This is a genomic window from Actinoplanes sp. NPDC051346 (assembly GCF_040682215.1).
In the GTDB taxonomy this organism is placed as follows: Bacteria; Actinomycetota; Actinomycetes; order Mycobacteriales; family Micromonosporaceae; genus Actinoplanes.
Genome location: NZ_JBFBAJ010000002.1, coordinates 265,950 through 280,216 on the forward strand (window position 1 = coordinate 265,950; position 14,267 = coordinate 280,216).

The following is a 14,267-nucleotide window of genomic DNA, read 5'->3' on the forward strand; positions in this document are numbered from 1 at the left end:
CCGACAAGGAGTCCTGCCATGCACACTTCCAAGACCGTCGAGACGGCGCTGCCGCTGCACCCGCTGCTCGCCGGCCGCTGGAGCCCCCGTGGCTTCGACGCCGGTCACCGCCTCGACGACACCGCCCTCGCCGCGCTGCTGGAGGCCGCCCGCTGGGCCCCGTCGGCCAACAACAGCCAGCCGTGGCGCTTCCTGCCCACCCGCCGCGGCGAGCGCGCCTTCGACCTGCTGACCGCGGCTCTGGCCGAGGGCAACCGCGCGTGGGCGCCGCGGGCGAGCATGTTGCTGCTGGTCGCGGCGCAGACCGAGGACGAGGCCGGCCGCGGCAGGCCGTGGGCCCAGTACGACACCGGTCAGGCCGCCGCCGCGCTCGTCGTCCAGGCCGAACACCTCGGCCTGGCCGTGCACCAGATGGGCGGCTTCGACACCGCCGCCGTCACCGCCTCGCTCGCCCTGCCGTCCACGGTGCGCCCGGTGACCGTGCTCGCGATCGGCCGCCACGACCCGACGGCCACGCTGCCGGAGGCCCTGGCCGAGCGCGAACGCGCGCCCCGCACCCGTCTGCCCCTCGACACCCTGCTCCTGCCCGGTGCCGAACCGCTCGGCGCGGCGGCCTGACCGCCGCGATATTGGGGTGCCCAGCAGGGAGCAGTTCCCGTACTCTCCTGCGCAGAGGCCTAGCCCGGGCATACTTCGACAACTTCTTTGGGTGAAACCGCCCGGGCACTCTCCTCACATCGGCGTCGCCTCGCGACGCCGATTTTCTTTCGAGCAGGGGGTGCACATGGACGCGCTGGAGCGGATCGGATTCGACCGCCTGGGACTGGTCGTGACGCCGGGGGGCACCGCCACCCCCGCCGTGTCCGCGCCGCTGCTCGCCGAGTTCGCGCACGTCGGCGTCCGGTTCGCCAACCCGGAGGCGATCACCGACGGCCTGGCCGGGCCGCACCGCGAACTGATCGCACACGTACGGGCCAAGCGCGGCGAAACCGGCACGTACGCGCCGTTGTTCCGTGGATTCCCGGACCGGTTGCCGGAGTTCGACGACGTGGTACTCCGGTGCCTCGTCGCACACGTCCGGATGATCGGCTGCGACGACACCCCGGACGCCTGGCGCGAGGCGCTCGACTTCAGCCGCATGGGCTGGTGGCCGGCGTCCTCGATCCCGCAGGACAAGGTGCGGGCCGAGGTCGACCGGCGCGCGCAGGCGCTGCTGCCCCCGGACAGCCGGATCGAGTGGATCACCGTGCGGCTGGTCGACGCCGCCGAGTTGGAGACGCGGCTGCGCGGCTGGATGCGGGACTGCTTCGCGAGCGCCGCGTCGCTGCGCGAGGACGTGCAGCGCGACCTCGGGATGCTGGTCAACCGGCTCGGGGTGGAAGGCCTCGAGCCGAGCGACGTCCGCTTCCGGGAGAATCGCACGTTGCTGTTCGAGCTGCTCTGGGCATTCGACCGCGAGCGCCTGCGGTCGACCGGAGCCACGCCCGACGATCTGCTGCGACTGTTCGCCAAGCTGACCGGCGGCGACCCCAGCCTCGCCACGCCGGTCACCTATCCGCGTCTGTCCCGCGCCGACCGCCGCGTCGTGGTCGAGACGCTGGAGGCAAGCGACCGGTTGGGCGACGTCTTCCGCCGTCGCGGGCTGTGGCTGGCGATCGACCGTGGCCTGCACGTCGGCGAGTTCCGCGCGCCCCGGGTGCGGGAGACCTTCGCCCGGCTGCGCGACAGCCGCCACGATCGGAGCTCGTTCCCGTCCCGGTTCGAGCGGCTGCTCGCCGAGGACTATGTCGCGGCGGTGGCCCTGGCCGCCGCCGAGGCACCCGGGTTGCTCGGTCGGGGCCTGCGCCGCCTCGCCGCCATGGCCGCCGGACGGCCGCGCCAGCGGGCCGCGCTGGTCGAGGCGCTCGCCGGCGCGGCGGAACGGATTCCGCTGCGGGTGCTGCTCGCCGCCCGCGCGCAGCTCGCCGACAACGGTCACACGTACCCGCGCGTGGTCTTCGGCACGGACGGCTCGGCGCTGCCGATCGTGCGGCGGCCCGGCCACCTCGCCGTGCCGGCGGACTTCCGCGAGGAACTGCTCTGCGCGGTCGACGCGGCGGTGGACGCGCAGATCGCGGCCAAGGGTGACTGGCTCGGCGAGACCGTGCACGTCGAGGCCGGCCTGGACCGGCTGCTGCTTCCGGATCAGCTGCGCGCCACCGCGCAGGGGCTCGTGCAGGTGGAGCGCGGCAGCCGGCTACCGGTCGGCGACGCCAAGGTGGTGCGGCTGTTCATCCACTGGCGCGAGGCCGAGGAGACCAGCGACCTCGACCTGTCCTGCGTCGCCCTGGACGCGTCGTTCGGCGTCGTCGGCCAGGTGTCCTGGACCAACCTCACCAACCGGGTGATGGTCCACTCCGGGGACCTCACGTCCGCGGAGGAGGGCGCCGAGGAGTTCCTCGACATCGACCTGGCGAAGGCGGCCCGCATGGGGCGCAAGCGGGGTTGGCGCTATCTGGTGCCGGTCGTGTTCCGCTATGACGGACCGAGGTTCGAGGAGCTGCCCGAGGCGTACACGGGATGGATGCTGCGCGACAACGCGAGCAGCAAGGACCGCGCGTTCGATCCCGCGACGGTGGCGAACGCGTTCGCCCTGACCGGCCGCAAGCGTTACGCCGTGCCGATGCTGCTCGACCTGGACACCAACGAGATCCTCTACGTGGATGTCTACCTGAACTCCAGCCCGCGGGCACAGGTCGAGTCGGACGGGCACGACATCGCCACCCTGGTGTCCGCGGTGGTCGGCCGACGCGACACCAAGCTGAGCGTCGCGGCCCTGGCCGCGCGCCACGCCCGAGCGCGCGGCGCGACGATGGTCAACAGCCCCGAGCAGGCCACGATCACCTTCGGAACCAGCGCGGACTGCACCTACGACGCACTCCGCCCGGAGAAGCTCCTCGCCGACCTGCTCTGAACAGACGGAGGTGGAAGCGAGCTGATCGGGGAGCGTGCCCGCTCCCCGATCAGCCGGAGGAGAACCTCAGTCTTCCGAGTCGATGATGTAGTTCTCGATGATCACGGCCCACTCGCCGCTTGTGCCGTCCGGGACGGCGGTGAGGGTGACTGTGTCCCCCCTACGAATCGTCTTTCCCCGGGAGTCTTTCCGGCTGTCGCCGTCCCCTAGGCCGCATCCGGCCAAGCCGTAGCTCCAGAACCGGCAGGTGGCTCCCTTGGAGCCGTTGATGGTGACCGTGACACCACCCGGCGTGTTCGCGTGGACGACCACGTCCGTGCCCGGCCAGGTGAAAGTCTTCGACACCGGGAGCAGCGGGTTGGTCGGGTCCGACCGCAGGACGATGACGCGGTCGGCCGGGTCCTTGGCGTCCGGGTTGCCGGTGGGCAGCTCCAGCGGAGTCAGCGTCGCCGGCCGCGGCGGGTACGGGTACGTCGCCGGATCCACGGGCACCCCCACGGCCACCGCGAAGTCGGTCGTCGGTGCGCCCTCGGTGAAGGTGAGCTCGACAGTGGCCGGCTTGCCGACCGCGAGGCGGAGCTCCTTGCCGGGCTCCGGAATGGTGACGAACCCGGAACATTGGTCGCCCTCGCTGACCGGCTGGCCGTTGAGGCTCAGCTTGTGCGGAAAGGCGCCTTCGCATCGGGTCAGGAAGGACAGGTTGGTGATGGTTGTCGGCGTGAACGTCAGCGAGACCGACTTCGCCGGCGGCAGCGCCGTCTTCGCCGCGATGACCCGGTGGCCGCCGTCGTACTCGGGGAAGCCCTCGATGGTGTGCGTCGGTGGGGGAGTCGAGGGCGTGGCGGTGGGCGTACCCCGCTGGTGGTCCGGAGCGACCAGCGTGCCCACCCCCACGGCGGCGACCGCGACGAACGCCGCGGCCGCGGCGGCGACCTGCTGGCGCCGGCGCCGGATCCGCAACCGGTGGTGTACGCCGTCGAGCATCCGGTGCCCGGGGAAATCGCTGTGGTCGGTGGCGGACCGCTCGTCGAGCACGTCCCGCAGTTGGGTGAGGTTCATCGGAGGACTCCTTCGCGGGTCAGGTTCTCGTCGAGGCGCAACTTCGCCAGGGCCTTGCTGGCCTGGCTCTTGACGGTGCCGACCGTGCAGCCCATCGCGTCGGCGATCTCGGCCTCGGACAACTCCTCGAAGTAACGCAGCACGATCACGGCGCGCTGCCGGGCCGGCAGTCGGCGCAGCGCCTGCCAGAGTTGTTCGCGTTCGTCATGTCCGGCGTACGGGTCGGTCGCCGACTCCGGAAGCTGCTCGGTCGGCACCTCGGCCCGCCACCGTCGCCGCCACCAGCTCGTGTTGGTGTTGACCATGACGCGGCGGACGTACGGCTCGGGGTCGCCCTCGATGCGCCGCCACGCCGACCACGCCTTGACCATGGATGCCTGCAGCAGATCCTCGGCGAGTGCCCAGTCCTGGGTGAGCAGGAACGCGGTCCGCAGCAGCCGCGCCGAGCGGCTCACCACGAACTCGTCGAATCCTTCAGATGTCACAGCGGCGCCTTTCAATGTGGTGTCGCTGATCAATACGCCCTGTCAGCCGCCGACGTTGCCTGGGGAATCGGAGATTTTTCAGCCCGGTCGACGCGGGTGCGCTCCCGACCTCACTCTTCCGCCGCCTCCGCCGCCCACCGGCTGGCCAACGCGGTGCGTCCGGAGACGGCGAGCTTCGCGTACACCCGGCTCAGGTGCACTTCGACGGTCTTGGGGCTCAGGTGCAGGTGACGGCCCACCGCGCGATTGGTCATCCCGGCCGAGACCAGGGTGGCCACCTCGACCTCCCGTTCGGTGAGCCCGCAGCGCTCGGCCAGGGATCCGGCCGCGGGCGCGGCGCCGGCTCGTGGACGGCGCGCGTTCATGCGCCGTTCCTCCCGCGCCACCTGCGGGAGGAACAGCTGAGCGTCGCATCTGACGAAGAGGGTCCGGGCGGCTTCGAGATGCTCGCGGGCCGGCACCGACTCCCCGTCGGCCGCGAACGCGACCGCCGCGAACAGGTGGGCCCGGCCGGCCTCCACCGCCACTCCGACCCCGGTGAACGCCGCCGCCGCCGCGACGGCGAGCGGGGCGGCCGCGGCCGGATCCACCGGCAGCGTGGCGATCACCCGGGCGAGCCGCGCGATCCCGTTGCGCACCGGCAACCCCAGCGCGGCCGCCGCGGCCTCGGCGTGGCCGGCCCAGAGGGCCGCCGCGGCGAACTGGCCGCGCTGCACCTCGGCCTCGGTGAGCAGTTGGTACACAATGGGCCGGTTCAGTGCCTCGACGTCGGGTAGGTCGACGCCGCCGCCGGTGGTGAGCAGCAGCTCGACGCAGGCGTGCGGGTCGCCGGAATGCAACATCGCCTGGCCGAGCATCGCGGCGGCCTGCCCGCTTCTCCAGGTCATTCCCACCGTACGGTCGTCAGCGGCCAGTGCCAGCTTGCCCAACCGGACGGCCTCCTCGAGGTCGCCCCGCCAGGTCGTGACCCAGCAGCCGAAGGTCAGCGCCACGGCCCGCAACTCGTCGCTGTCGGTCAGCTCCGCCGATTCCAGTCCGTCCTCGAAGCAGGCCGTCGCGTCGGCCAGGTCGCCGAGATGGGCGTGGACCATGCCGTGGACGGCGTTCAGGGTGGCGATCACATGGGTCTGTCCACCGGCCCGGGCCAGCCGCAGGCCGCGGTCGAGGTGCCGGCCCGCCGCGGTCAGGCGGTCGGCGGCGGCCTCGGCCCAACCCAGCCACAGCATGGCCTCGAGGTTGCGGGCCAGCTCGCCGTCGGGCAGGGCGTCCAGCAGAGCGGCCGCCTCGTCGAGACCCGCCGCCGGGTCCGGCACGTCTGCGGCGCACACCGGCGGGGTGAGCGAGGCGACCGACAGTGCCATGGCCAGCAGCGTGTGATCACCGGTGCGGCGTGCGGCCTCGATCGCCTCGGCGGTCCGGGCGAGCCGCGGGTCCGTACCGCGTTCGAGGGCGGCACCGGCGGCCAGGGCGACGAGGAGGGCGGCCGCGGCATGGGGATCCGACTCGGCGGTCTGCCGCCACTCGCTGTGCAGCATCGCGTTGGCCTCGATGTAGCGGCCGAGGAGGCGCTCCACCGTCGCGCAGAACCGGACCGTCTCGGTCCGCAGCTCGGTGAGTTCGACCGGCAGCAGCCGCAGCACCTCGTGCAGCGTCTCCCGGGCCCCTCTGAGGTCTCCGGTCGCACCCATGGCCTGGGCAAGCCGGCCCAGCAGGTACAACCGTTGGGGAGTCGTGGGCTCGGCGTCGGGAAGCAGCCGCAGGGCGGCCCGCAGGAAATGCCCGGCGGTGGACGGTGAGGCGTGCAGCGTCGTCTCCGCGGCCTCGGCGAGCGCCGCGACGGCGTCCAGGTCGCCGACGACGGCCGAACGCTCGACATGGTGCGCGAGGGAGATCGCGGACGCGTCGCGGGAGCGCAGGGCGGCCGCGGCGCGACCGTGTGCCTGCAGCCGCCATCCGGGGCCGGCGTCGCGATAGGCGACGGCGCGCACCAGGGGGTGCCGGAACCGGAACAGCCCCGCCGCCCGACCCGGCCGCACCAGATCACGCTGACAGAGCTGGTCGAGGGCGTCGAGCGCCGGCCCGGGCGCCATCGCGGCGGCCTCGGCCAGCAACCCGGCGTCGAAGTCGTCGGCGACCACGGCCGCGGCGTGCGCGACGGTGCGCTGCGGTGGGGTCAGCGCGGCCAACTCGGCGGCCAGCGCGGCGTGGACGGCCGCCGGCAGTTCCCCGTCGGCGCCGGGCGGCAGCTCGCCCGGGGTGCCGCCGGTGAAGTCCGCTCGCACCAGCGCGTCGAGATAGAACGGGTTTCCGCCGCCGGCCCGGTAGAGCTCGTCCCGACCGGCGGCGCCCAGCTCCGCCGGCAGCAGCGGATCCGCTTCGGCGCGGGTCAGTGGGAGGAGTTCCAGCAGCTCGGCCGCTCCATCGGCCACCGCCCGCGACAGCGCCTGCCACAGCCTGGCGGGGACCTGCCGGGGCCGGCAGGCCAGTGCCAGGACGACGCGGGCACGGGGTGGATGGCGGAGCAGGTGGTCGAGCAGCTCGACCGTGCCCTCGTCCGCCCAGTGCAGGTCGTCGAGGGCGAGGACCAGTCCGGTCGGCCCGGCCACCAGCTCGAGCAGGGAACGGATGGCCCGATGGAGCCGGTAACGCTCCATGTCGACCAGGTCGACCGGAGCGGCGGCGGGGATGGCCGGGAACACCGCGGCCAGGAGCGCCAGTTGTGGCTCGCCGAGGACCGCGAGGCGCGCCGGACCGAGCGCGGCGAGATGGTCGTCAAGGGCGGCGACGAAGACCCCGAACGGCAGGTGGAGCTCGAATTCGGACGCGCGGGCCGCGCACAGGGCGAATCCGGCTGTCTCGGCCAGCTCGCCGAACTCGGCCAGCAGCCGGCTCTTGCCGATCCCCGGATCGCCGGCGAGCGCGACGCACCCCGGCGCGTCGGACCCGCCGAGCGTACGGCGCAGGGCGCGGAGCTCGCGGTCGCGACCGACCAGCCGGCCGACAGGCCCGCCGCCTCCGTGCTCACTCACCGGTGTCGCCCGCTCTCCTGATCCCCGGGCCGGCGAGCGCGCCGACCCCGCGACGCGGCCGCCGCGCGCGCCGCGCGATCATGCCTCGTCGCCGTCACGGACGGCAACCCCGTGTCCCCGCGAAGCGGATCCCCACAGGAGCCGGCTGCCGAGCGGGCGGTGCCTGGCGAATGTCGTGGTGCGGCCAGGCACCGCCCGGTGGGCTCGCGGCTCTCACGGCAGTTTGTCGACCTTGATGTCGATGCCGGGGGTCGGGCGGGCGCCGGTGAGGACGGGCATGCCACCCTTGTCGCCCTTGAGGGCCAGCCGGTAGTACGCCGTCACATACGTGACCGCGAAATTCCGCTGCCGCTCGGCGGTCGGCCGGTTCGGTTTCTCCGGGCACGACGTGTCGTCACCGTTGACCGAGCCCTGGGCCGTGGTCCACACGCTGTTGAAGAAATTGTGGTTGGCGCGCGCGACCCGTACGAAAAATGTCGGTTGCCTGGTCTTACCCCGGGCGTTGTCGAAGAATTCCCGGTCACCCTCTCGCCAGCATTCGGAGGAGACGACCGCGAACGAGGTCTTCGTGACGCGGGATTCGTCGTCGGGGCTCCGGCCGCCGGCGGAAGCGAGGGTCACCACGCCGCGGAGCTGGACACCGGCGGGAATCGCGCCTCGGTTGTCGTCTCCGGCCGCGTACATGACGGCCTGGGCGCCGACCGAATGCCCGAGCAGGCCGACCCGGGTCATGTCGACGTGACCGCGGAAGTCGACATCGGCCTTCTTGCCGGTGGTCGCGTCGGTGAACTTCCCGGCCAGGGGACCGGCGCCGGTGGCGGCCAGTTTCTGCCACATGCCGAGGTGCTTGTTGATGAGCTTCGCGCGTTGTTCGGCGACACCCATGAAATGGTTGATGCCGTTCGCGCTGAGCGAGACGACCACAAAGCCGTCCCGGGCCAGCGCGTCACCGAGATAGTCGTATCCGCGATAGCTGGCCAGTGGCTTCGTTCCCGGGGGGCACGGCCAGTCCGAGGGGCCGTCGTCGGGCGTGTCACAGGGCGAGTTCTGCCCGTGCAGCATCATGATCAGGGGAAGCTTGCCCGCCGGGAGCTGCCGGGGATAGTGGACGACCGCCCTCATCTCCGAATAGCCCGGCCAGGTCGGCTTGTCGGTGAACGCCTTGTCACCCAGGTTGTACTCGGCGACCGCCACGGCGGCCGGCTTACCGACGGGCGGTTTGGCGGTTGTCGCGTCCGCTGTCAGGAACCTGTTCATCAGCAGGCTGCTTGCCGCGACGGCGGTCAACGAGAGGGCGGCGACGGCGATACGTACGCGTCGGCTACGAGCCATGGGCGGTCCTTCGGAGATCGACAACGGGACGACGGTCGAGCCTAGGGAAACAATGTGAGGTTCCTGTCAGGTGCCGGACGGCCGCTCGGGCAAGAGATTGATGAACTTCATTGCAACTGTCAGGATGAGTCGGTGACTGGTGGCGTGAGATGACCCTGAGATGGCGTGTGATGCCGGCCGTTTCGGCCGTGCTGCTGGTGCTGACCGGTGTGGCGGCGGCCCCGGCCCAGGCCGAGCCTCCGGCCGGTGCGAGCTCCGAGACTCCCTGGCGGATGCGGCACTGGCCGCGGACCCAACCGTGGCAGCTGGCGCAACCGGCGGCGACGGTCCGCGCGGCGGGTGCGCCGCGCCCGATCGATCCGCAGAACTATGAGCTGCCGGACACGATGACGTGGGAGGACTACACGCCGGTGCCGGGGACGACGTGGTCGGATCCCGCCGTGCCGGGCTCGGTGCGCAACTTCCGGGGCGCGCTCGTGCTCGTCGACTTCGCCAATCAGCCCTTCGTCGTGACGCGGCCGGCGAACTCGAGCATCTACGGCAACCCCTTCACCGTGCATGACCTGGCGCGCGCCGACGTGCCGGCGTTCTACCGCGACTTTCTCAACCGTCCGGGCCCGCTCAACCGGGGACACACCATCCATGAGTACTGGATGGAGGATTCCGGCGGGCGCTACGGCATCGAGCTCGGCGGCTTCGGCGTCTATCAAATGCCACAGAGCAGCCATGAGTACGGCATCGAGAACTCCATGCAGCGGGGCCTCGGCTGCCCGGCGGGCGACACCTGTGGCCGCGACCTCCGCGCCGATGCCCGGGCCGCCTGGATCGCCGACGTCGGCGAGGAGACCGCCGCCCAATACGACTTCGTCTTCTTCCTCGCCGCCGGCCAGGACGAGTCGTCCACCTGGCAGGAGTTCGGCCCGATGAAGTTCGCCGGCAAGGAGCAGGTCACCGAGGCGTTCGGCCCGCCCGACGACGGCCTTCCCAACTGGAACGCGACCCGGTATGTCGAATGGACCTCCTGGCAGGCCTCGGCCAACATCTGGCCCAACGCCACCAGCGGCAGTTCGGTGCAGGCCGAGAGCTCCGGCATGTCCACCTACGCACACGAGTTCAGCCACATCCTCGGAGTCGCCGACAACTACAACAACCCGTATTCGGTGCCCGCCCGCCGCGACTACAGCGGCCCCTGGGAGATGCTCAGCCGCGGCACGTTCAACGGGCCCGGCGGGCCGCACAGCCGGTGGCTCATTCCCGGCACGGCCGGGTCGTCCATGGGTGCCCAGCACATGCTGCGCAACAAGCTGAAGCTCGGCATCGTCGACAACGCCGCGGTGCTGCGACTCTCCCGGGCCGGGCTCGCCACCTCCGGGGTCGTGGTGCCCCGCGTGACGGCGCGCGCGGTCGATCCCGACGCCGGCGGACTCGCCGGGATCACCGTCACGCTCGACGGCGGAGACCACGCCCCCGCCTGCGACACCGCCACCGATCCGTACTGCGACGGCGGCCGGTACGACAACTACACCCTCGAGGTCGTCGACCGGATGGGCTTCGACTCCTTCACTCCGGACGCGGGAGTGCTGCTCGCCAAGACCAAGAACGCGGACGCGGCGCCGTACATCTGGACGATCGACGCCAATCCGCAGGACATCGACAAGGTCGACTTCGTGGCGCCCGACGGTACGCCGCAGAAGATGACCATCGGTGACTATCGGCAGCTCTCCGATGCCCTGTTCCACGCCGGCACCGACTCGGGCAGCCGCTATGAGTACGTCGACACGGCCAACCGGCTGCACTTCTACGTCCTCGAGCGGCAACGGGATTCCGCCGGCGTGCTCTCCTACACGGTCGCGGTGCGATCCCTCGACGGCTCCGGCCCGCACGCCCGCGGTGTGGCGCTCTCCCCGGGAGCCGGCGTCGTGGCGGCCTCCGGCTGGGCGCGCTGTCGGCTTCCGATGCGCAACACCGGCAGCATCGATGTCTACCGAATCTCCGCGCGGGCGGACGAGGGATGGACGGTCTGGCTGCCGCGTACGGTCACCGACGTGGCGGCGGGAAGCACCAAGCCGGTGGAGGTCTATGTCAAGCGCGGCGCGGACACCCGAGGAGGGGCCAAGGTGGCGGTCACCGTCACCTCGGAGAGCGATCCGGCCGCGACCGCCTCGAACACCTGCCGGGTGCGGTGACCACCCCGGTGATCTCCCGCGTCGGCCCTGGAGCGGTCACTCGGCGAAGATCCTCACCTTGGCGTCCTTCTCCTCCACGTCGATGGTGAGGTCGCCCAGCTGGCCCACCAGGTCGTCGAGGTCCTCGGGCTTGAGCTGGGTGACGTCGATGGGCACGCCGTTCTTGCGCAGCGCCTCGTTGATCTTCTCCTTGACGCCGGCGCGCAGCAGTTGGAACGGCACGCGGATGTTGACCTTCGTCGCCGCCTCGCCGTCGGTCTCGTGGTCCTCCACGAAGATGCGCAGATAGCGCGGGCTGTGGGTGGCCTCGGCGGCACGCGGAGCCGGTGCGGCGGGCTGCTTGTCCAGCGCGGCGATCAGACCGTCGGCCTCTTCGGGGCTGACCTGACCGGCGGCGAGCATCTGCAGTAAGGCGCAAGCTCCTGGAGCGAAGTGTGGTGGCAGGCTCCCGCTGTTTGGCGGACGATGCAGCGGGTATCGCGATGGCTGCATCCGAGCTAAGGAGTACGTGATGGGTTTCCTGGACAAGGCCAAGGAATTCGCCGACAAGCACGACGAGCAGGTCGACCAGGGTATTGAGAAGGCCGGAGAGCAGATCGACCAACGCACCGGCGACAAGTACTCGTCACACATCGACAAGGGCGTCGACGAGGCACAGCGCCGCACGGGCGCCGGCGACACTCAGCAGTAGCGCCCGCTCATCGATCAGGTCATAGCCTGTGAAATGCCGAGGAACGTGCTACGCTGAACACATTACAGTTTTGATTTCCGTAGACGTTGCCAGCGCCTGATGGGTTTCCAAACCCATCAGGCGCTTTTGGTTTTTTCCGTCCCGACACAGCCCCACAGGAGAAAAAAATGACATCTGGCACAGTGAAGTGGTTCAACGGTGACAAGGGTTTCGGTTTCATCGCCCAGGACGGGGGCGGACCGGACGTGTTCGCCCACTTCTCGGCCATCGAGGCGAGCGGGTTCCGCAGCCTGGACGAGAACCAGCGGGTCGAGTTCGACATCACCCAGGGTCCGAAGGGACCTCAGGCGGCGAACATCCGTCCCCTCTAGGTCATCCGCCGCGGCATGCCGGTTCGGTGTGCCGCGGGGGTTCGTCTTCGTCGACCCAGCCACTAACTCGGCTGCGTCGAAGCCACTACTTCCTGCCACGAGCTGTCCGAGCCACGCCACGCGTTCGCGACGATGAGCGCGGAGCTGCCACTGGGGCATTCGTGCACCCGGGACCGCCCGGCCGGCCCGCCGATCTGCGCCAGCACATCCCAGCGCTGGCCGTCGCTGCGGATGTACACATCGCGGCGAAAACGCGTCGACCTGCCGCCGTTCCACCAGTGCCGTTGAATCATCACGCGGTGAACGGTACAGCCAGACAGCGGAAAACCTGCATCCGGCGAACGGACTCCATCCACCACCATGAGGATCATTAATGACACTGAACTATGACCACGCCACGTTGTTCATCGCGCCGCCCGGCGTCGAGGCCGTCTACGCGCGACGCCCGGTTGCCGACGGTGGAGCCGACGCGTTGCGACGTCTCCGCCAGCCGTTCGCCGTCCCGTCGGTCCCCGCCGCGGCGAAACGCGGACAGTGAGCAGCCGACCGACGATCAGTCGCTGTCGGGCACGCCCTGCCTGATCCACCGACGAACCTGTTCGGCCGCCTGCTCGGCAGGAGCATGCCCGACGGGACGAGTCACCAGGTCGCTCAGCGCGAACATGTCCAGAATCCGTCCCACATAGGACCAGTTCTCGACCAAGGGCAGATCGGCGGGGCTCCGCTCAGCGAATCCGGCACGGAAGCCGTCCAGAAAGCCGGCGGGATAGTCAGCGCCGAATCGAGCCATGTTCGCCGCGTCGCCGTACGGGCAACCGGAGTAGCTGAACTCCCAGTCGAGCACCGCGGCCACCCGCCACCCGCCGCCCGTACGGGAAACCAGGATGTTCTTCGGGTTGATGTCGGCATGCACCAGTCGGGTGTGACCATCGACGCCTTCCAGAACCCGGGCGTGATCCGAGCACAACTTCACCCAAGCCCGACGGGTTTCGGCCCCGAGCCGCCCCGGGGGAACCGCGGCCATGCAACTCTCGGCGACCTCGACCAGTTGCCGCGACCATGGTTGCTCCTCCTTGACGGTCAGGTTCCCGTCGGTGAAGAAGCCTCGGCGGTCGAACGCGACGGCGGCGATCCCCGCGACGGATCGCCCCACCTCCGCTCCCAGCTCACCGGCTTGCGCCCGCTCGAGCCGACCGGTGACAAGCGCGTCGCTCAGAACAGTGCCGTCTACATGCTCGATGACCATGGCGGGCCGCAACCGATCGTCCCCGCCGGGGATGATCGCCACCACGTCCGGAACGGGCACGTGCCGGCGTGCGGCGGCCATGACCCCGGCCTCAATGGCCGGATCTCCTCCTCCGAACCGGACGACGACCTGACCGTCGACAAGCGTGAGTAGGCACGTCTCGTGGGAGAAGCCACCCGCCAGCACGGATGTCGTCACCACCCTGCTGCCCAGCGCCGCCGCGATGGCGTGGAACTCCTCGGTCCGCATCCGCTCAGTCAAACGTTCTTCGCGCCAGCAGGTATCCCTGCGGGGTCGCCCCCTGCTCCTCGGCGGGCCGGCCGCCCCAGAACACCGTCTCGAATCCGGCCTCGGTGGCCCGGCGTTCCATCTCCCCCGGGGACAGCCAGTAGGCGTCGAATTCGACACCGAGGCCGACGCGGCGGCCCCGGCGCTGGAGGTTGCCGTCTCCGGCCTTGAACGCGGTCACCAGATAGCCCCCGGGCTTGACGACGCGGGCCAGTTCCCCGAAAGCGGTCGCCCTGTCGGGAGGCGCGAGGAAAAGCAGCGAGTACCAGCAGACCGCGCCGGCCAGGGAGGCGTCCCCGAAGGGCAGGTCCCGCAGGTCGGCGACGTCGAACGCGAAGTTCGGGTAGTTACGCCGCGCCACGCGGACCATTTCGGGTGAGAGGTCGATCCCGTGCGGGTCCAGCCCCCGCGCTGCCAGGTAGGGAGCGAGCCTCCCCGTGCCGCAACCGACGTCTCCGACGGTGCCGCCCAGGCCGGCGGCGGCGGTGAGCTCGCAGAACAGGGTGAGCACCGCTCGCTCGATGGGCGTGTTCTCCAGATCGTCGGCCAGGAGGTCGACGTAGAAATCCGCGAGCCCATCGTGCGCGGCCCTGAGCTCTTCGGTCTTGGCGTCCATCGGCGAACCCT

14 protein-coding genes are annotated in these 14,267 nt (G+C 70.7%); 6 read left to right on the plus strand and 8 right to left on the minus strand.

Annotation, left to right across the window (positions count from 1 at the left end):
* Nucleotides 1–18 precede the first annotated feature (18 nt).
* Nucleotides 19–618, plus strand: coding sequence for a nitroreductase family protein (locus AB0M36_RS05625; protein WP_364152929.1), 600 nt, complete (start codon nt 19–21; stop codon nt 616–618).
* A 166-nt stretch (nt 619–784) separates the two neighbouring features.
* Entirely contained in the window at nt 785–2,953 is a 2,169-nt protein-coding gene (locus AB0M36_RS05630) for a hypothetical protein (protein WP_364152932.1), read from the plus strand.
* A gap of 66 nt (nt 2,954–3,019) precedes the next feature.
* Here AB0M36_RS05630 and AB0M36_RS05635 read toward each other — a convergent pair whose 3' ends face one another.
* From AB0M36_RS05635 to AB0M36_RS05650, 4 genes are all read right to left on the minus strand, one after another.
* Nucleotides 3,020–4,012, minus strand: a complete 993-nt coding sequence (locus AB0M36_RS05635; RefSeq protein WP_364152935.1) for a hypothetical protein — start codon at nt 4,010–4,012, stop codon at nt 3,020–3,022.
* Nucleotides 4,009–4,497, minus strand: a complete 489-nt coding sequence (locus AB0M36_RS05640; protein WP_364152938.1) for a SigE family RNA polymerase sigma factor — start codon at nt 4,495–4,497, stop codon at nt 4,009–4,011. Before AB0M36_RS05640 ends, AB0M36_RS05635 begins: the two co-directional genes overlap by 4 nt.
* A gap of 110 nt (nt 4,498–4,607) precedes the next feature.
* Complete coding sequence (locus AB0M36_RS05645; RefSeq protein WP_364152941.1) at nt 4,608–7,526, minus strand: AAA family ATPase; 2,919 nt, start codon at nt 7,524–7,526, stop codon at nt 4,608–4,610.
* Nucleotides 7,527–7,739: 213 nt separating this feature from the next.
* On the minus strand, nt 7,740–8,858 hold the full coding sequence (locus AB0M36_RS05650) for a hypothetical protein (RefSeq protein WP_364152944.1): 1,119 nt from the start codon (nt 8,856–8,858) through the stop codon (nt 7,740–7,742).
* Between the two features lie 170 nt (nt 8,859–9,028).
* Between AB0M36_RS05650 and AB0M36_RS05655 the strand changes: the two genes are divergently transcribed.
* The gene (locus tag AB0M36_RS05655; RefSeq protein ID WP_364152947.1) at nt 9,029–11,044 is read left to right on the plus strand and encodes a M6 family metalloprotease domain-containing protein; all 2,016 of its coding nucleotides are present in this window, start codon (nt 9,029–9,031) and stop codon (nt 11,042–11,044) included.
* Nucleotides 11,045–11,080: 36 nt separating this feature from the next.
* On the opposite strand, the gene AB0M36_RS05660 is transcribed toward AB0M36_RS05655, so the two are convergent.
* Nucleotides 11,081–11,446 carry a hypothetical protein gene (locus AB0M36_RS05660; protein WP_364152949.1) on the minus strand — a complete coding sequence of 122 codons (366 nt, stop codon included), beginning with the start codon at nt 11,444–11,446 and terminating at the stop codon, nt 11,081–11,083.
* Between the two features lie 109 nt (nt 11,447–11,555).
* Between AB0M36_RS05660 and AB0M36_RS05665 the strand changes: the two genes are divergently transcribed.
* The gene (locus AB0M36_RS05665) at nt 11,556–11,735 is read left to right on the plus strand and encodes an antitoxin (protein ID WP_364152952.1); all 180 of its coding nucleotides are present in this window, start codon (nt 11,556–11,558) and stop codon (nt 11,733–11,735) included.
* Between the two features lie 167 nt (nt 11,736–11,902).
* Entirely contained in the window at nt 11,903–12,106 is a 204-nt protein-coding gene (locus AB0M36_RS05670) for a cold-shock protein (protein ID WP_364152954.1), read from the plus strand.
* A 62-nt stretch (nt 12,107–12,168) separates the two neighbouring features.
* On the opposite strand, the gene AB0M36_RS05675 is transcribed toward AB0M36_RS05670, so the two are convergent.
* Nucleotides 12,169–12,477, minus strand: coding sequence for a hypothetical protein (locus tag AB0M36_RS05675; RefSeq protein ID WP_364152957.1), 309 nt, complete (start codon nt 12,475–12,477; stop codon nt 12,169–12,171).
* Nucleotides 12,478–12,479: 2 nt separating this feature from the next.
* Between AB0M36_RS05675 and AB0M36_RS05680 the strand changes: the two genes are divergently transcribed.
* Nucleotides 12,480–12,644, plus strand: a complete 165-nt coding sequence (locus tag AB0M36_RS05680) for a hypothetical protein (protein WP_364152959.1) — start codon at nt 12,480–12,482, stop codon at nt 12,642–12,644.
* 15 nt (nt 12,645–12,659) lie between these two features.
* Here the strand turns inward: AB0M36_RS05680 and AB0M36_RS05685 are convergent, their stop codons facing one another.
* On the minus strand, nt 12,660–13,601 hold the full coding sequence (locus tag AB0M36_RS05685; RefSeq protein ID WP_364152961.1) for a phosphotransferase: 942 nt from the start codon (nt 13,599–13,601) through the stop codon (nt 12,660–12,662).
* Between the two features lie 4 nt (nt 13,602–13,605).
* Nucleotides 13,606–14,256 (minus strand): methyltransferase domain-containing protein, encoded by a 651-nt coding sequence (locus tag AB0M36_RS05690; protein WP_364152964.1) that lies wholly within the window; start codon nt 14,254–14,256, stop codon nt 13,606–13,608.
* Nucleotides 14,257–14,267 lie beyond the last annotated feature (11 nt).